The 18,807-nt window shown below is 59.6% G+C and carries 13 protein-coding genes; 5 read left to right on the plus strand and 8 right to left on the minus strand.

Going from position 1 to position 18,807, the window contains the following annotated elements; all coding sequences use genetic code 11:
- Positions 1–35: 35 nt before the first annotated feature.
- From WI754_RS30185 to WI754_RS30195, 3 genes are all read left to right on the plus strand, one after another.
- A complete protein-coding gene (locus tag WI754_RS30185) occupies positions 36–1,052 on the plus strand; it encodes a TRAP transporter substrate-binding protein (protein ID WP_341486354.1) in 1,017 nt (338 codons plus the stop codon).
- Positions 1,053–1,113: 61 nt separating this feature from the next.
- Positions 1,114–1,974, plus strand: a complete 861-nt coding sequence (locus WI754_RS30190) for a shikimate dehydrogenase (protein WP_341486355.1) — start codon at positions 1,114–1,116, stop codon at positions 1,972–1,974.
- 25 nt (positions 1,975–1,999) lie between these two features.
- A complete protein-coding gene (locus WI754_RS30195; RefSeq protein ID WP_341486356.1) occupies positions 2,000–3,889 on the plus strand; it encodes a bifunctional sugar phosphate isomerase/epimerase/4-hydroxyphenylpyruvate dioxygenase family protein in 1,890 nt (629 codons plus the stop codon).
- Positions 3,890–4,054: 165 nt separating this feature from the next.
- On the opposite strand, the gene WI754_RS30200 is transcribed toward WI754_RS30195, so the two are convergent.
- Positions 4,055–4,798 carry an SDR family oxidoreductase gene (locus WI754_RS30200; protein ID WP_341486357.1) on the minus strand — a complete coding sequence of 248 codons (744 nt, stop codon included), beginning with the start codon at positions 4,796–4,798 and terminating at the stop codon, positions 4,055–4,057.
- On the minus strand, positions 4,791–5,543 hold the full coding sequence (locus tag WI754_RS30205; protein WP_341486358.1) for an SDR family oxidoreductase: 753 nt from the start codon (positions 5,541–5,543) through the stop codon (positions 4,791–4,793). The genes WI754_RS30200 and WI754_RS30205 overlap by 8 nt, the downstream gene beginning before the upstream one ends.
- A 95-nt stretch (positions 5,544–5,638) precedes the next feature.
- Here WI754_RS30205 and WI754_RS30210 point away from each other — a divergent pair, with 95 nt between their 5' ends.
- Together WI754_RS30210 and WI754_RS30215 are read left to right on the plus strand one after the other, a co-directional pair.
- Positions 5,639–8,719: an FAD-binding and (Fe-S)-binding domain-containing protein gene (locus WI754_RS30210; protein ID WP_341486359.1), complete on the plus strand. Its 3,081-nt coding sequence runs from the start codon at positions 5,639–5,641 to the stop codon at positions 8,717–8,719.
- A gap of 38 nt (positions 8,720–8,757) precedes the next feature.
- Positions 8,758–9,489: a FadR/GntR family transcriptional regulator gene (locus WI754_RS30215; protein ID WP_341486360.1), complete on the plus strand. Its 732-nt coding sequence runs from the start codon at positions 8,758–8,760 to the stop codon at positions 9,487–9,489.
- Positions 9,490–9,660: 171 nt separating this feature from the next.
- Here the strand turns inward: WI754_RS30215 and WI754_RS30220 are convergent, their stop codons facing one another.
- From WI754_RS30220 to WI754_RS30245, 6 genes are read right to left on the minus strand one after another with little or no spacing between them, the layout of a single operon-like run.
- Positions 9,661–11,346 carry a thiamine pyrophosphate-binding protein gene (locus WI754_RS30220; protein ID WP_341486361.1) on the minus strand — a complete coding sequence of 562 codons (1,686 nt, stop codon included), beginning with the start codon at positions 11,344–11,346 and terminating at the stop codon, positions 9,661–9,663.
- Between the two features lie 22 nt (positions 11,347–11,368).
- Complete coding sequence (locus WI754_RS30225) at positions 11,369–12,562, minus strand: FAD-binding oxidoreductase (RefSeq protein WP_341486362.1); 1,194 nt, start codon at positions 12,560–12,562, stop codon at positions 11,369–11,371.
- A 9-nt stretch (positions 12,563–12,571) separates the two neighbouring features.
- Complete coding sequence (locus tag WI754_RS30230) at positions 12,572–13,384, minus strand: NAD(P)-dependent oxidoreductase (RefSeq protein ID WP_341486363.1); 813 nt, start codon at positions 13,382–13,384, stop codon at positions 12,572–12,574.
- Between the two features lie 14 nt (positions 13,385–13,398).
- Complete coding sequence (locus WI754_RS30235) at positions 13,399–14,610, minus strand: pyridoxal phosphate-dependent aminotransferase (protein WP_341486364.1); 1,212 nt, start codon at positions 14,608–14,610, stop codon at positions 13,399–13,401.
- On the minus strand, positions 14,607–16,265 hold the full coding sequence (locus WI754_RS30240) for a hydantoinase B/oxoprolinase family protein (RefSeq protein ID WP_341486365.1): 1,659 nt from the start codon (positions 16,263–16,265) through the stop codon (positions 14,607–14,609). Before WI754_RS30240 ends, WI754_RS30235 begins: the two co-directional genes overlap by 4 nt.
- A gap of 10 nt (positions 16,266–16,275) precedes the next feature.
- Positions 16,276–18,357 carry a hydantoinase/oxoprolinase family protein gene (locus WI754_RS30245; RefSeq protein ID WP_341486613.1) on the minus strand — a complete coding sequence of 694 codons (2,082 nt, stop codon included), beginning with the start codon at positions 18,355–18,357 and terminating at the stop codon, positions 16,276–16,278.
- Between the last annotated feature and the right edge of the window lie 450 nt (positions 18,358–18,807).

Raw genomic sequence — 18,807 nt, forward strand, 5'->3', positions numbered from 1 at the left:
CGATGGGAGAACCCGGCCAAATCTGGGAGGAAAACATGTTGAATAGATTGATGAAATTGGCCCTTGGCCTTGCCGTGCCGTTCGCATTGCTCACCGCCGGGCCGGCGTTTGCCGAAATCCGTGAGCACCAGCTCAAATTCGCTGCCGCCAATAACAAGGGCCACCCGCAGGTGACCGGCATGGAGAAATTTGCCGAACTGGTCTCGGCAAAAAGCGGCGGCAAGATCGAAGTCAAGCTCTTCCCCGGCGGCGTGCTGGGTGGCGACGTCCAGACCGTCTCGGCGTTGCAGGGCGGCGTGATCGAGATGACGGTGCTGAACGCCGGTATTCTCGCTGGCAATGTCAAGGAGTTCGGTGCAGTTGACCTGCCCTTCCTCTTCAACAGCGGCGAGGAAGCCGACAAGGTCATGGACGGCGCTTTTGGCACCGGCCTGATGGAACGCCTGCCTGACACCGGCCTGGTTGGCCTTGCCTATTGGGAGCTCGGCTTCCGCAATCTCACCAACAACCGCCATCCGGTCACCAAACTTGAGGATATCAAGGGCCTGAAAATCCGCACGATCCAGTCGCCGATCCCGATCGAGCTGTTCAACACCCTTGGCGCCAATGCGGTACCGCTGCCCTATACCGAGCTCTACACCGCGCTCGAAACCGGCACGGTGGATGGCCAGGAAAACCCTGCTGCCAACATCCTCAACGCCAAGTTCTATGAAGTGCAGAAGTACATGACGGTGACCCGTCACCAGTACAACCCGCAGATCGTGCTGATCAGCAAGAAGTTCTGGGACGGCCTCAACGACGAGGAAAAGGCTGTCTTTCAGTCGGCGGCCACGGAGGCCCGCGACTATCAGCGCAAGGTTTCGCGCGAACTCGACGCAAAGGCGATCGCGGACATCAAGGCGACCGGCATGGAAGTCAGCGAACTTCCGGCTGAAGAGACGCAGAAGCTGCGCGATGCGGTCAAGCCGGTGATCGAAAAGTTCAGCACCGAAATCGGCGCCGATACCGTCGCTGCGCTGTTCAAGGAAATCGACACCCTGCGTGGACAGTAAGCCTGCCGCCGGCCCGCGTAAACGGCGGGCCGGCATCCCCCGATCAATGGAACCAGTTGAGATGACCGAGACACTCCTCAAACCGCTAAAGGCCGGATTGATCGGCGCCGGCATCCAGGCGTCGCTCACCCCTGCCATGCATATGCGCGAAGGCGCGGCACAGGGCTTGCCCTATGAATATGAGCTGATCGACCTCAACCAGCGCGGCGCAGCGCCCGCGGACCTGCCGCAGCTCTTGCGGGAGGCGGAACTCAATGGTCTTTCCGGACTGAATATCACCCATCCCTGCAAGCAGCGCATCATCCCCTTCCTCGATGAGCTGTCGGACGAAGCCCGCGATCTCGGCGCCGTCAACACGGTCGTGCTGAAGGGCGGTCGCCGCTTTGGCCATAACACCGACTGGTGGGGGTTTGCCGAAAGCTTTCGCCGTGGCCTGCCCGATGCGGATCTGTCGTCTGCCGTGCAGCTTGGTGCCGGCGGTGCGGGCGTCGCCACGGCCTATGCGATCCTCTCGCTCGGTCTAAGGTCGCTCACCGTTTTCGACCGGGAAATGGACCGCGCCGACGCGCTGGCCACGAGCATGTCCACCCTTTTCCCGGATGCGGACGTCCAGGCTGGAACCGATCTCGTTTCTGCCATGAAAGCGGCCGCCGGCCTGATCCACGCGACACCAACGGGCATGGAGAAATACCCGGGAATGCCGCTTTCCGCAGACATGCTGGAACCCCGTCATTGGGTCGCCGAGGTCGTTTACTTCCCCCTGGAGACCGAGCTCCTTGCTGAGGCCAGGCGGCGCGGCTGCAGCACGCTCGATGGCGGTGGCATGGCCGTTTTCCAGGCCGTGGGCGCCTTCCGCCTGTTTACCGGACGCGAACCAGATGCCACCCGCATGCTCTCTCATTTCAAGGCATTGACCGCCTGAACCCGATACCGCCGAGGAGACCAGGATGAAGACTTCGATCGCAACCGTCTCACTCAGCGGTGATCTGCGCGACAAGTTGGACGCCATTGCCAAAGCCGGCTTCGACGGCGTCGAGATCTTCGAGAATGATTTCCTGGTGTTCGACGAAAGCCCCCGACAGGTGGGCCGGATCGTGCGCGACTACGGGCTGGAGATCACGCTGTTCCAGCCTTTCCGCGACTTCGAGGGCATGCCGGAGCCGCTCAGAACCCGAACCTTCGACCGGGCCGAGCGGAAATTCGACCTGATGCAGGAAATGGGCACGGACCTCGTTCTCGTCTGTTCCAACGTCTCGTCTGCTGCGATCGGCGGCCTGGACCGTGCAGCAGCGGACTTCCATGAACTCGGCGAACGGGCGGCCAAACGCGGCTTGCGCGTCGGTTATGAAGCACTCGCCTGGGGCCGCCACATCAACGACCATCGCGACGCCTGGGAGATCGTGCGTCGGGCCGATCACCCGAACATCGGCCTCATCCTTGACAGCTTCCACACGCTCTCGCGCAGGATTGACGTCAACTCGATCCGCTCGATCCCGAAGGAAAAGATCTTCATCATTCAGCTTGCAGATGCGCCGCTGATCGACATGGACCTGCTTTATTGGAGCCGGCATTTCCGTAACATGCCCGGCGAAGGCGACTTGCCTGTGCTCGACTTCATGAGGGCGGTGGCAGCAACCGGCTACGACGACTATCTCTCGCTCGAAATTTTCAACGACCAGTTTCGCGGTGGATCCCCCAAGGCGATCGCACTGGATGGCTATCGCTCGCTGCTCTATCTCGGTGACCAGGTGCGGCGTGCCGAACCCGAAAGCCTCCTCGCCGTGCCGGACATGCCGGCGCGAGCTGCCGTCGAAGGTGTCGCCTTCATCGAGTTTGCGATCGATGAAGGCGAAGCGCCACAGCTTGAAGCGCTTATTGCGACACTCGGGTTCCGCAAGGCAGCAAAGCACAAGACCAAGAACGTCGCGGTCTTTCGCCAGGGTGACATCAACCTCGTGGTGAACACGGAAAGCCGCGGGTTCGCCGCCTCCTCATATCTCGTACATGGCACGTCCGCCTATGCCATGGGTCTGCTCGTCGACGATGCGAGAGCGGCGCACAGCCGTGCGGTGGCGCTTGGCGCTGAACCGTTTGCGCAGCCGCTTGATCCCGGCGAGATCGAAATGCCGGCCGTGCGCGGCGTGGGCGGCGGTATCGTCTATTTCCTCGATCGCAAAAGCGCGCTTGCCCGCATATGGGATGTGGAATTCGAGCCCATGGAGAATACGTCAACGGTGTCGCCGGCGGGCCTGGAGGTGATCGACCATGTCGCCCAGACCATGCAATATGACGAACTGCTGACGTGGTTGCTCTTCTACACATCCCTGCTGGAGGCCCACAAGACGCCGGTTGTCGACATCATCGACCCATCGGGTATCGTGCGCAGCCAGGTCGTGGAAAATTCCGCAGGGTCGCTGCGCATCACCATGAATGGTGCCGAGAACCGCAATACCCTTGCCGGCCGCTTCATCGCCGAGACCTTCGGCTCCGGCATCCAGCACCTGGCCTTCAGGACCGACGATATCTTTGCGACAGCAGCGTCGCTCTCGGCAAACGGCTTTGTCTCTTTGGCAATCTCACCGAACTACTACGACGATCTCGAAGCGCGGTTCGGACTTGATCCGCAGATGAGCGAGCAGCTGAGGACGCACAACATCCTGTATGACCGGGACGAGCACGGCGAGTATTTCCAGCTCTACAGCCCGACCTTCGGCGAAGGCTTCTTCTTTGAAATCGTCGAACGCAGAGGCTATCGCGGCTATGGCGCCGCAAACGCAATCTTCCGCATCGCCGCGCTGCGCAAACATCTGAGGCCCGCGGGAATGCCGCGCACTTAGAGTATCCGTCTACGATCGGAATGCATGGTATCTCGAACGTCGATGAAACGAAGCTCCTTGTGCGTATCTAGAGAACCAGATTCGATATGGCAAAGCTCTGTATGCCAGCCATTTCGAAAACCAGGCCCGGGTAGATAGGGGCGCTTCCATTGGAATTGATGTCTGTTATTTCTGAGGGAACTTCACCATCGTGCCGCCACCTGTCGCCTGATCGGTGGGGAACACTTCGACGCGCGCCACATCGACATAGACGGGAAGATCGATCACATCGTTGATGATGCGCGCGACATGTTCGGGCTGGATCGACCGATATTCGTCATAAAGGAGGGCCGCGGCCTGACCATCGGGGATCGATGTCCGGTAGAGTTCGGTCTGCACGCGGCCGGGGACGATTTCGCTCACGCGCACGGAGCTGCCGAGCAGATCGCACCGGAGGTTGTCACAGAACAGGCTGATGCCTGCTTTGGACGGACCATAGGCACCCATATTGGGATAGGGTGCCCGGCCGCCGCTTGATCCGATGTAGATCAGGTGGCCGCGCTGACGCTCGACCATTCCAGGCAGAATGGCGCGGGTAAGATGCATCGGCGCCTTGAGATTGGTGTCGATCATCGCATCGATGTCTGCGGGTTCAATTTGATGGAACTTCGCCCGGCTCGAGAGGATACCGGCGTTGTTGACGAGGATATCGACCTCCACGTCCGCCAATGCCTCGACGATCGAGGCCGTATTGCGCACATCAGCCTGGATCGGGATGGCACCGGAGCGGTCGGCAAGTTCCTCGAGCGCTTCGCGGCTGCGCCCCACGGCATAGACAGTGAGACCTCGGGCGCGAAGCATCGGCACGATAGCTTTACCAATCCCACTGGTCGCGCCGGTGACGACGGCGACGCGGTAGCTATCAGACATAAATGTAACCCCCGCTGATGACGACGTTTTCGCCCGTCGCGTAGGTATTGCGGCTGCTCGCCATCATCACGATCCATTCGGCCATCTCGACCGGTTCGGCAGCACGGCCAAGCGCGCTCGCCCTCGCAAGCTCCGGAAGAAAGCCAAGCTCCTTGGCGCGGTCGGTCGCGAAACCCGCGGGCGCGACAGAATTTACGAGGATCTGATCCTTGGCACATTCCTGCGCAAAGGACTTGGTGAGGCTGACGACCGCTGCTTTCGTCGCAGCATAGTGAGCATTCTGCGGATGAGCCTTGAAGGCATCGACCGATGTGACGTTGACGATGCGCCCGGTCACGTCCGGCGCGTTCACGTATTGACGCATGTGCCGAACGGCAGCGACCATCATGTGGTAGGTGCCCTTGATGTTGATAGCGTTCTCAAGATCCCATTCCTCATCAGTAATCTCGAGAATGTGCTTGCGGGGGTAAATGGCAGCGCTGTTGACGAGCACATGCAGGCGGCCCAATTTCTCAACGATCTCCTCAAAGCCGCGATGGGCGGTTTCAGCACGCGCTATGTCGGCCACGGATATCGCGACCTCCTCCGCACCCAAAGCGCGAAGCGACTCGGCAGAGGATGCAAGCAATTGCTCATTGCGGTCGATAAGACCGATTTTCGTTGCCCCATGCGAAATCATCAGTTTGGCGGTCGTCAGTCCGAGCCCGGAAGCGCCCCCGACAATAACTGCGGTCTGGTTCTTCAAGTTCCACCTCGTATTTAGCGTTGCGCGGCCTAATTTGTATGTTATCACTTATATGCCAGCTTTAACAAAGCTCAAGTGCTTTCTGAAGGTCTGCGATGATTCCTCGCCTCGATCCAACTGTCGATACGGCCCTGCCTCCCGCCGGCTTCTTTGAGCGACTGATCGAGGCTGGCTTTGGCGGCGAAATCGAAACGGGCGAGGCGGGACGCACGGTCTTTTCGACCGACAATTCGATCTACCAGGTGAAGCCCGCTGGGATCGTTTTTCCCAAGGAGACGGCGGACCTGAAAATTTTAGCGACTGTGCTGTCGGAACCTGCTTTTTCGTCGATTTCGGTCGCGCCGCGCGGCGGCGGCACCGGCACGAATGGGCAATCACTGACCTCCGGCGTGGTCGTCGATTGCTCTCGCCACATGAACCGCATCCTTGGGATCGACCCGGTCCGCCGCATCGCCCACGTCGAGGCTGGCGTCGTCAAGGATCAGCTAAACAAGGCCCTGAAGCCTTATGGCCTGTTCTTCGCGCCGGAGCTTTCGACTTCGAATCGCGCCACCATAGGCGGCATGATTTCCACCGATGCCTGCGGTCAGGGCTCCTGTCTCTATGGCAAGACTAGTACCCACGTGCTGGGCCTGCGCGTGGTGCTGACGGACGGCAGCGAATGGTGGTCACGACCGCTCTCCAACGAGACGCTCAACGAAATCCAGGTCCGACCGGACCGCATCGGTGAAATTCACCGGGTTGCGGAACGCATCGCGCGGGAAAAGCGCGACCTGATCGCCGAAATCTTCCCGAACCTCAACCGGTATATGACAGGCTACGACCTTGCTCATTTGCGCCGAGAAGATGGCCGCTTCGACCTCAACGCCGTCCTCTGTGGCTCGGAGGGAACTCTGGCTTTGATCGCCGAAGCAGAACTCAACCTCCTGCCGATCCCTGCTCATACGGCTCTGGTCAATATCCGTTACGATGATTTCAACACGGCGCTCGAAGACGCTCGCTCGCTCGTGGCGCTGAAGGTCGCATCGGTGGAAACGGTGGACGAGAAGGTTCTCGGCCTGGCCAAAGGAGACATCGTCTGGACCGGAATCGCCCGCTTTTTCCCCGAGGATGCCTCCAGGTCCGTGAGCGGGATCAACATCGTCGAGGTTCTTGCTGACGACAAGGACGAGCTTTCGCGAAAGCTTGCCCAGGTGACCTCAGCGCTGGACGCAAGTGCGGACGCTCGGCACAAGGGCTATACGATCACCTGCGATCACAAGGAGATCGAAGCGATCTGGTCGATGCGCAAGCGCGCCGTCGGCCTGCTTGGCAATGTCGAGGGGCCTGTGCGCCCGGTCGCATTCGTCGAGGATACAGCAGTTCCCCCGGAGAACCTCGCCGCCTATATCCGCGAGTTCCGCGCTCTTTTGGATGCGGAAGGGCTTTCATACGGCATGTTCGGCCACGTCGACGCAGGCGTGCTTCATGTGCGCCCGGCACTTGATCTCACGCGCCAGGAACATGCATCGCTGGTACGCCGGGTCAGCGACCGCGTCGTGGCGCTGACCCGCAAATATGGCGGCGTGCTCTGGGGCGAACACGGCAAGGGGATCCGCTCGGAATATGTGCCGGAATTCTTTGGCGACCTCTATCCGAGCCTCCAGGACATCAAACGCGCATTCGACCCCGACAATCGGCTCAATCCCGGCAAAATCGCCGCTCCCTCCTCCGAGCCACTTACAAAAATCGACGGGGTGCCGCTCCGCGGGAGCCTCGACCGCGTCATCGGAGACGAAATCCGCGCCGCGTTCGACAATGCCGCCTTTTGCAACGGCAATGGCGCCTGCTTCGACTTCGACGAAACCAGCCCCATGTGTCCGTCCTACAAGGCGACGCGCGACCGGCGTTACTCACCAAAGGGTCGTGCGTCGCTGATGCGTGAATGGCTGCGGCTCCTCGCAAAAAAGGGCGTCGATCCCTTGAAGGAAGCCGAGAAGGCGCGCGGTACGAATATGCTCATCAGCCTGATGATGCGAGCCTGGAACTCCTTCAGTCCGGTAAACCGCAACGACTTCTCACATGAGGTGCGTGCGGCGATGGACACTTGTCTCGCCTGCAAGGCCTGCGCCGGCCAGTGTCCAGTCAAGGTAAACGTGCCTGCATTCCGTTCGAAATTCCTCGAACTCTATCACACGCGATATTTGCGCCCTGTGAAGGACCCGATCGTTGCTGCGATCGAGGGCGCCTTGCCACTGATGGCTGAGTTAAAGCCAGCCTACAACGCGGTCGTTGGTTCTCGCTCGGGAAAGCTGCTGATGCGGCTCGTCGGACTTACAGCGCTTCCTTCCATGGCGAAGTCCTCCGTCGAGCGGGAGACCGCGCGCCTCGGGGTGCAACTTGCCACATTGCGGCGTATTGAGCGTCTATCGCCGCAACAGCGTGCAGACGCCGTCGTCCTCGTGCCTGACGCCTTCACGACCTATTTCAACCCCGAAGTTGTCCTCGCTGCTCTGCAACTGGCGAAAAAACTGGGCTTTACTCCCTATCTTTCCGTTCCCCATCAAAACGGCAAGGCACTGCATGTGCACGGCTATCTAGGGGCTTTCCAGAAACGGGCCCAAAGGACAATCCGCTACCTTGATCGTCTGTCGGATATGGGCGTTGCCCTGGTTGGTCTCGATCCGTCGATGACACTGACGTTTCGTAGCGAATATAGGAGCCTGCCTGCCGCCCAGCCGAGGGCACATGTGCTCTTGCCGCAGGAATGGCTTGTCGCGCATCTCGAACGGCTCGACGCCGTGACGACAGCAACAGCTGACGAGCGTTTCAGATTAATGCTCCATTGCACCGAACGCACCAACGCGCCGGCGTCTGCAACACAATGGGCGACAGTATTTGGAAAGCTTGGGATCCACCTCGATGTCGCCGATGTCGGCTGCTGCGGCATGGCAGGGACTTTCGGCCACGAGGTCCGCAATCGTGAGATTTCCGAAAAACTCTATGCCATGACCTGGGCACAACAGATCGGCGAAACGACTGATGGAGAATTCGTTATGGCAACAGGCTACTCGTGCCGCTCTCAGGTCAAAGAGATCGACAGTAGAAAGATCCCTCATCCCGTTGAAGTGCTGAACGAACTCGCCTTACGGCCGGAAAACAGCCGTCCACAAGGTGGCATGATATGTGACATGTGATATATATAGACATGAAATCAAATGTCTGGAGCAAACAGGTGTCGATTATTACGCAGCGCGGCAACCTTGCGGAAATAGTGGTTGCGAAGCTCACTGAACGTATCGACTCTGGTCTTTACACGCCAGGCGAGAAAATACCGTCCAGCGCGCAGCTTTGTGAAGAGTTCGGAGTTTCGAGGACCGTTGTCCGGGAAGCCCTCGCCTCCCTAAAGGTTGCAGGCCGGGTTATCGCACGGCAAGGAGCCGGCGTCTACGTCACCGAGAAGGACGCAAAAGTTCTCAATTTCGAAATTAGCCGGATCGAGGACATCCGGTCCGCCATGCAGATATTGGAACTGCGTCTTGGCGTCGAAATGCAATCCGTCGCTCTTGCTGCCGCTCGACGTACTCCTGAAGCCCTTGCCGAGATTGCAAGAGCCTATGATTATCTTGAGAACCTCGAAACGGACGATGCAGAACTGGAAGCCCAGGCTGATTTCGAGTTCCACCTTGCAATCGCCAAGGCGACGAGAAACCCACATTTCCCGCACTTTCTTGAAGCTGTGAAGGGCGAGATCAGCTTTGATCTGGTGCTAAAGCATAGACAGTCCGCGCGCACGTATCAGACCTATCTCAAGAAGATCAACAAGGAGCATTCCGTTATCCTGGCGGCGATCACCCAAGGCGATCCCAAGGCGGCAAAGAACGCCTTGGGACTTCACCTGGAAGAAAGCCTCAACCGCTATCGTGCGATGCTTGATGAGCCGGCTAGCAGCGAACTGACTGAGTAGGCAGAGGGCGGCAATGTGCGTCGACTGTTTCGGGCCCTGCCAACCATCTATCTCGACGCGTTCTGCGTATCGCCTTCGGACAAGGTGGGTAGATTGCCTAAACCGGGCCAGTGGGGCTAAACAATAGATCGAGGCGCCGACTGTTCCCACAGTCGGCGCTTTTCAGTTCAGTCACCTGCCTTGCGCTTTCGCCTGTTCGCGGATTTGGGTCAAGCTCATCTTCGGCGTGAGCGCTTCCGGATCAATCCGGATTTCAATTAGCGCCGGCTTGCCGGAGGCTTCGCAACGCTCGAAAGCCGGCGCAAAATCGGCTGTCGCCTCGATCGTTTCTCCATGCAAGCCATAGGAACGGGCGAGCGCCGCGAAGTCTGGGTTCGTAAGCTGGGTACCGGATACCCGACCAGGATAGCTGCGCTCCTGATGCATGCGGATCGTTCCGTACATACCGTTGTTGATGACTAGGAAGATCACACGTGCATCATATTGCATCGCCGTCGCGAGTTCCTGACCGTTCATCAAGAAGCAGCCATCGCCGGCGAAGGCGACAACCGTGCGATTGCGGTCAGTGATCTTGGCGGCGATCGCCGCAGGCACGCCGTAGCCCATTGAGCCGTTCGTCGGCCCGAGTTGGGTGCGGAAGGTCCGGTACTGGTAGAAGCGGTGTGCCCAGGCCGAGTAGTTCCCGGCCCCGGTCGTTAGAATAGCATCGGGCGCCAGATGGCCGCGTAGCCATTCCATGACGTCACCCATCTGAACCGGTCCTGGCGTCTGCGGATGCATCAAATTGTCGAGATAATCTGCATGCGCCGTTTTGGTCCACTTCTCCCACACCGGTGTCGCCTGGGGCTTCAGCCGTTTCGCCTGCGACAGAAAACCGGCAACGCTTGCGTTGATAGGCAGCGTGGCGTGATAGACACGGCCCAGCTCTTCCGCGCCAGGGTGAATATGGACGAGGGTCTGCTTGGGAACCGGAATATCGATCAGCGTGTAGGCTCCAGTCGTCATCTCGCCGAGACGTGCGCCGATGGAGATCAAAAGATCGCAATCCCCCATGTGCTTGATCAGTTTCGGCCCTGCTGCGAGACCCAGGTCACCAGCATAGTTCGGATGCGTATTGTCGAAAAGGTCCTGGCAACGGAAGGAGGCGGCGATCGGCAGGGTGAAAGCCTCCGAGAAGGTCCTGAGATCGGCTACGGCCTGTGCCGTCCAGCCGCCACCGCCGGCAACCACCATGGGGCGTTCCGCCTTGGACAACAGGCCCAAGAGTTCTTCGAGCTGCGGCTCGCCTACATAAGTCTCGACGCGCTTGTAGGCCGGCGTATCAGCCACCGACACCTTGTCGGTCAGCATATCCTCCGGCAGGGCAACGACCACCGGTCCCGGACGGCCGTTGACGGCGCGGTGAAACGCCTGGCTCAGCAGTTCGGGAATGCGGGAGGCATCGTCGATTTCGACAACCCACTTGGCCATCTGGCCGAACATGCGCCGATAGTCGATTTCCTGGAAGGCTTCACGTTCCATTTGGTCGCGGGCGACTTGACCGATGAAGAGGATCATCGGGGTGGAATCCTGGAAGGCGGTGTGAACACCCACGGAGGCATTGGTGGCGCCAGGGCCACGGGTAACGAAGCAGATGCCGGGTTTTCCTGTCATCTTGCCGTAGGCTTCCGCCATGTAAGCAGCGCCACCTTCCTGCCGGCAAATGATCAATTCGATGTCGTCGGCCGCGTCATGCAAAGCGTTCAAGACGTCGAGATAGCTTTCACCAGGCACGCAGAAAGCGCGCTCGACGCCATGGATTCGCAACGCATCGACCAGAACCTGGCCGCCGCTGCGGGTTGAAACTTCGGCTTTCATGGAGTTCCCCTATGCTTTTCGATCAGATGACGGCGTCTTCGAGGAATGGGCGGCGGGCCACCACCCGCTCGTAGCCGAAGGGCGAAAGGTCGAGCGTTTTGAAGCCGCCATAGGTAATAAATTCACTCAAACCACGCCCCATCGCCGGCGATTGCTGCAATCCATGACCGGAAAAACCGTTGGCGAAGAGGAAGTTCTTTACGGTCGTGTGCGGTCCCAGAATGACGTTGTGATCCAGCGTGCAGTAGTCGTAGTGACCTGCCCAGCTATTGACGACCTTGATTGCTTCGAAGGCAGGCACACGGTTTGCGAGGATCGGCCAGATTTCTTCCTCGAACTCGTCATGCATCACGTCGAAATCGTTCGGGTCGACCTCCGGGTCGTGCTTGGGATAGGTTCCCATCAGGTAGAACTTGCCTTCAGGGCGGAAGAAGACACCCGTCGGATCGATCGTCAAACCGACCTTGCCTTCAAGCGGCGCGCGGCAATCGACGACGAACAGCGAGCGGCGGCGCGGCTCCACCGGGATGTCGAGGTCGGCCATGCGGGCGACCTTCTTGCCGTTCGTGCCGGAAGTATTGACCATCGTGCCGCAGGAAATCGTCTGGCCGTTTTTTGTTGTAACGGAAACGATGCTTTCACCCTCGCGGTTCACCGCGACCACCTCGTCTTCGATATACTCGACGCCGAGCGAACGGGCTTTCTTGCGCAAGCCCTGCATCAGGCCAACGCTGTCGAACCAGCCCTCGCCCCGCTCTCCAGTGCTGCCGAGCGTGAGCCCCTTAAGATTGAGCCAGGGAAACCGGCGGCCGAGTCCTTCCGGATCGAGCAGCGTCACTTCCGCCCCGCAGGATATCTGGGTCTCGTGGTTGCGCCGCAGTACCTGCTCGCCGCGCTCGTCCTCGGCCAGGAACAAGTAGCCCGCCTCGTGAAAGCCGATTTCAGGTGTATCGTCATCCACGGTCACATGCTTCTTGAATTCGCGGATGAATTCCGTGCCGAACTGCGAGACCTGGACGTTGATCGCGTTGGAGAATTGATGGCGGATGGAGCTTGACGACAGTGCTGTCGCCGAGCGCTGGTAGGTCCAGTCTTTCTCGATCACCAAAACCGAGCCCTTGAAATCCGGATTGGTCGCAAGGAAAAAAGCGGTCGCACTGCCGACGACAGCGCCGCCGACGATCACCACATCATAGGACGTTTTTGAAGCCTGCATGGCTAGGCCTCACTTGTTTTCGTCTTCGTAATGGCCGGCGGCGCAGAAGCTGCCGCCCTGGAAGCGCACTGCCGGGTCATTCGGATCGCCCTGTGTCGTCTTTGCGAAAACTTGCTCGCGGAAGTCGTCGGCGCTGTCTTGCGGCTTGTACCCAAGAACGGCGGCCGTACGGTTGTCCCAGAAAGCTTCCGAATTGTTCGACATGCCGTAGGCTATCATGAAGCCTACGCGCGGAGCGCTAAGCGCCTTTTCCACGAGCTGGCGGCAATCGCGATACGAGAGCCAGGTGATCAGGTGGCGGCGGTCGGTTGGCTCCGGGAAAGAGGAACCGATACGCAGACAAACGGTCTCGATGCCGAACTTGTCGAAATAGTATCGTCCGAGATTTTCGACAAAGGTCTTGGACACCCCGTAGAGGCTGTCGGGCCGGGTTGGTACATTCCCGTCGATCATTTCGGTCCGTTCGTAGAAGCCGATCGCGTGAACGGAACTCGCGTAGACGATGCGCTTCACTCCGTGCTGCCGCGCGGCTTCGTATATGTTGTAGCCGCCTGTGATGTTGGCGTCGAGAATGGTCTTCCATGGACCTTCTAGACTCTGGCCACCCATGTGAATGATGGCATCGCAACCTTTGACCGCCTTCGACACCTCATCGAAGTCCGCAAGGTTCGCTGGAAAATCCTCTTCATGGGCCTCTAGGTTTTCACACGGCCCGAGGGCCGAAAGCCGGACGACCTTACCAAGACGGGTCCCGGATTTGCGAAGCTGTGTTCCGAGCGCGCCGCCGGCGCCTGTCAGGAGTGTACGTTGAAAGTCGGTCATGTATCGATCCCTGATTAATTTAGCTTCGCCAACGCATCAGCGATCCGCTCAATGGCGATGGCGAGATTGTCACGAGACGTCGCAAAAGACAGGCGGATGTAAGGTTCGACGCCGAAAGCAGCACCTGGCACTGTGGCAACCTTACCCGCCGTCAGAAGGTAGGAGGCGAGCGCCGTGTCGTTGTCAATCCTCGTTCCGTCAGGCGCCGTCCGGCCGATATAGGCCGCGCATTTCGGGAAGAGGTAGAAGGCGCCTTCCGGTGCGCGTACCTCAAGGCCCGGGATTGCACTGAACCCTTCCGTGACGATCTCGCCGCGGGCCTTGTATTCGGCGACCGCCCGGGTGACGAATTCCTGCGGACCATTAAGCGCTGCGGCTGCCGCAACCTGTGTTATCGAGGACGGGCAAGTCGTGCTCTGCGACTGCAGCTTGTTCAGCACCTTGGTGAGGTCCTTCGGACCGACCGCGTAGCCGAGGCGCCAACCGGTCATGGCATAGGCCTTGGAGACGCCGTTGATGATCAACGTCCGGTCCTTGAGATCCGGGCAGGCATTGGCAAACGAGGTAAAAGGCACCGACCCGCAGACGATATGTTCGTAGATTTCGTCCGACATGACGGCGATGCGGGGATGGCGCGCCAAGACCGCACCGAGCGCCTTCAGTTCCTCTACCGTGTAGATCGCGCCCGTCGGGTTGGAGGGCGAATTGAACAGGAGCCAGCGCGTCTTCGGCGTGATCGCCGCTTCCAGCCGTTCGGGTGTGATCTTGAAGGCATCCTCGACGCCGCAGGGGACGATCTTCGGAGTCCCCCCATGCAGGATAACGATATCCGTATACGAGACCCAATAGGGTGCGGGAACGATCACCTCGTCGCCCGGCTCCAGCGTCCCGAGAAAGGCATTGAAGAGTATCTGCTTGGCGCCGTTGCCGATCGAAATCTCGTCCATGGCATAGTCGAGGCCATTCTCGCGCTTGAACTTGGCGGCAATTGCCACGCGCAGTTCGGGTAGGCCATCGGGCGCCGTGTAACGTGTCACGCCGCGACGCATAGCGTCGATCGCAGCCTCGACAATATGCACTGGCGTGTCGAAGTCCGGCTCGCCAAGAGACAGATCGACGACGTTCTCGCCCTTGGCGCGCATGGCCTTGGCTGCCATCGAAATGGCCATTGAGGGCGAAGACTTGATGGTCGCCGCCCGCGCGCTTTCAAATGTTATCATGTTCATGCCTTTCCTCCCGCCTTGGCGTAGAGCCCGGCCTGTTCATGCGTGATGTAACCCTGCTTCAAATCGTGCTCGACGGCAGCCGCCGGACGATCTCCGGGAATGCCGAAGCCGCCGCCTCCTGGAAGCTCAAGCACGAGCTTGCGTCCCTCCGGCACGAATTGCAGTCCCTTGCCTTTCAACGTGGTACCGTCATCGAGGGAAACGGAGCCCGAGGCGCCGTCCTTGCCACCGTCGCGACCGCGTGCCGGGTGGTTCAAGCGGTCGAACATGGCGGAGAAACGGAAGCTATAGCCTTCGGCCGCCTCGATCTCGATCACCTGACCGAGACCGCCGCGTTGCGCGCCGGCGCCGCCGGAGCCCTCGCGCAACTCTTTGCGCCAGACAATGACCGGTCCTACATTCTCGGTCGCTTCGATCGGCATGGTATGGACGCCGCTCGGGAAAGCGGTGGCGTTGAGGCCGTCAAGCGCCGCGCGCGCGCCGGAGCCACCGGAGTTGAACATTAGGATTTCCGCGCCCTTGCCGCCGATCTGGTCGGAGACCGGGCGCACGCTCATATGGAGGTTCCAAAGAGCGCTGGCTCCTTCCGCCGGTACCTGGCCGGGAAGCGCCTGATGCAATGCACCGAGCACGAGGTCCGGAACAAAGTGACCAAGGACATGGCGGACTGCAACGGGAGCCGGCCGCTTGGCGTTGAGGATGCAGCCTTCCGGAGCAACAACGTCAAACGGGGCGAGCGAGGCGAAATTGTTGGGAATTTCTGGCGCGACCACGCATTTGATGCCGTAGCAGGCATAGGCCTTGGCATAGACCAGCGGCACGTTGATGCCGAACTTGCTCATGCCGGAGGTACCGTCGAAATCAACGACCACACCATCAGGGCTAATCGTCAACTTTGCGGCCAGATGCACCGGCTCGTCATAGCCGTCGAGATCGAGGCTGTAGGACCAAGAGCCATGTGGCAGGTTTTGTAGTCGCTCCAGCGTCGCCTCACGGCTGTGCTTCAGGATGAAGCCGCCGATCATCGACAGATCGTCCAGGTTGAACTCGACTAGCATGTCGATAAGACGGCGATGCCCGGTCTCGTTGCAGGCGGCAAGCGCGTGGAAGTCGCCGACCACCTTGTCGTTTTCGCGGACATTGTTGCGCACGATCTCGATCAGCGTGCGATTGAGTTCGCCGCGTTCGAAGAACTTCATGATCGGGATGAAGATGCCTTCCTCATACACCTCGCGCGCATCAGGCCCGAAGCCGCGGCCACCGATATCGACGACGTGAGCGGTCGAGGCAAAGTAGCCGACGAGCTTGCCGTGATGGAAAGACGGCGTCACGACGGTGATGTCGTGCAAATGGCCGGTGCCCTTCCAGGGATCGTTGGTAATGTAGACATCCCCCTCGAAGATGTTCTCCGGGCCGATGTCACGAATGAAGTGCGCGACGGATTCGGCCATGGCATTGACATGGCCTGGTGTGCCGGTCACCGCTTGGGCGAGCATGCGTCCTTGAAGGTCGAAGACGCCGGCCGACAGGTCACCCGCCTCACGCACGGAGGTGGAGAAAGCGGTGCGGATCAGCGTCTGGGCCTGCTCTTCTACGACAGAGATCAGGCGGTTCCACATGACCTGCATATGGATATCGATCATGGACTGATTCATGTATTGATCCTTAAAGCCGTGTTACGAGGAGGCAACCGTCGTTCTGGACGATGGCCTTGAAGGATGAGGTGAGAACAGCCGAGGTCTCCCGCTCGACAACAACAGCGGGGCCTTTGATGACGTCGCCAGGTTTCAGACTATCGCGCTCGTGAATTCCGGCTTCGAGGTAGGCGCCTTGCGAGGCCTCGAACAGGCGACGGGTCTTGGCTGGCTTCACATCGTCGCCTTCGACAACCGCGGGAACGCGCGCGACCGGCGCCAGCGGTGAGCTCGCCTTTACCGACCAACTGACAATCTCGACATCGAGGCCCTCAATGGCGCGACCGAAAAAGCGCGCATATTCTGTCTCAAACAGGGCGGAGACCCCTCCGGCGCTATCAGCATCGAAGCGATCGGTCGCAAGCGGCACGGGAATGTCCCATCCCTGTCCGGCATAGCGCATAAACAGCGTCCGCTCGATCACCGGCGCACCTGCATCGAGCCCGCCTTCCACGAAGCCGAGGGCTTCGGCTTGCATCGCATCTATCAGTCGGTTCGCCTCGGAGAAATCGAAGCTCGACAGGCTGAACACGGCGCTGCGGACCGATTCATAACCGAAAGGTGCCCGCAGGAAGCCGATCGCTGAACCGACGCCCGCACCGGGAGGAACGAGGAAGGTGGAGATACCCATCTTCTCACACAGGCGCGCGGCATGCAGAGGGCCGGCTCCACCGAAGGTAATCATGGTGAAATCAGAGATGTTCTTTCCGTTTTCCACCGTGTGGACACGGCCGGCATTGGCCATGTTCTCGTCCACCATCTCACAGGTTCCGTAGGCAGCAGCTTCGGGATCCAGTGAGATGACCGACCCGATATCGTCGGCCATTGCCTGGCGACTTGCCTCGACAGAGAGTGGTATGGCACCACCAGCGAAGTTGTCTGGATCGAGCTTGCCGAGGATCAGGTCTGCGTCCGTGATGGTCGGGTTCTTGCCGCCACGCTGGTAGCAGGCCGGCCCCGGCTCGGACGCGGCGCTATGCGGCCCGACACGAATCTGGCGCATGGCGTCAACGCTGGCAATCGAACCGCCACCCGCGCCGATCTCTACCATTTCGACCACCGGAATGGATATCGGCATACCCGAGCCTTTGCGGAAGCGGTAAGTGCGGGCAACTTCGAAGGTTTTTGCCGTCTTCGGCACCTGGTTCTCGATCAGGCAAATCTTGGCGGTCGTACCACCCATGTCGAAGGAGAGCACCGTGTCGAGGCCATGATGGCGAGCGATGTCAGCCGCGAAGATCGCCCCGCCTGCTGGTCCGGATTCGACCAGGCGAACGGGAAATTCCGAAGCGCTTTCGACCGAGACGATGCCGCCACCGGAGTGAATCATAAAGACCGGGCAGCCGACACCGATCTCCTTCAGCGAGACGACGAGACGGTCGAGATAGGATTTGATTGCCGGCTTGACATAGGCATTGGCGCAAACGGTATTGAAGCGCTCGAATTCGCGCATCTGCGGCGAGACTTCTGAGGAGATGGAGACGGAGAGGTTCGGAAGACGTTTCAACAGGGCGTCCCGCACCCGCACCTCATGCGCACCATTGACGTAGGCGTGAATGAAGCCGATCGCCACGCTCTCATAACCGCCCTCCGCGATCTTTTCGACCATGGCTGAGACCGACGCCTCATCCAGGGGCAAAAGTACCCGGCCCGCGGCATCGATCCGCTCGCGTACGACGAAGCGGTCAGCGCGTGCGATGAGGGCCGGAGGCAGTGTTATATTGAGATCGTATTGCTCAAAGCGGTTCTCGGTGCGCATTTCCAGCACATCGCGGAAGCCTTGGGTCGTGACGAAAGCCGTCTTTGCGCCGCGCCGCTCAATCAGTGCATTTGTGGCGAGTGTCGTGCCGTGGATCAGGATGTCGATCTCGGACAGGGCAATCCCCGCCGTCTCAGCGACGGCTTTCACTCCCGTCAGGATCGCCCTCTCTGGTGCGGTGTAGTCTGTCAGCACCTTCGTGGAATGGAGCGCCCCATCAAGATCGAGCGCGATGTCGGTAAAGGTTCCGCCGATATCTACGCCTACACGGCAGTTTCGTGGTGTGTTGTTCACCGTCTTGTTCCCCACTTTTCGTCCGCCTGAGGCTTCTGATCGCGTTTGAGATCGTCTTTGCGCGGCCATGCGGCCAATCCTGACCTGCCATTCTCCACCGTCGGAAGCGGCGCCGCAACATTTCCGCTTGACGTTTTTTGGATATATCACTTATCATACATGTGTCAACTGCAGAGCGAAGTAAAAAAGCAGCATTACCCACTCCGCTGCCAAGGACCAAAAGGGAGAAATTGCCTAACGTTTCTCGGCAGTTCGTCCGACCAAAAGCACTTGAATGTTGGCCGAATCCGCGTCATAGCGGAGCTGGAAGAAAAGCTCTGGTCAAAGCAGTCTCTCATATCCCAAGCCTCGGACACACCACGGCCAACGACGACGTAACTGTGATTGAATTGCATGTTGCGCGTCGCCGTTGTACCTTACGACAGTGCGCAGTGTTTAGCCGGAGTCAAA

It is taken from the genome of Pararhizobium sp. A13 (assembly GCF_040126305.1).
Lineage (GTDB): Bacteria > Pseudomonadota > Alphaproteobacteria > Rhizobiales > Rhizobiaceae > Pararhizobium.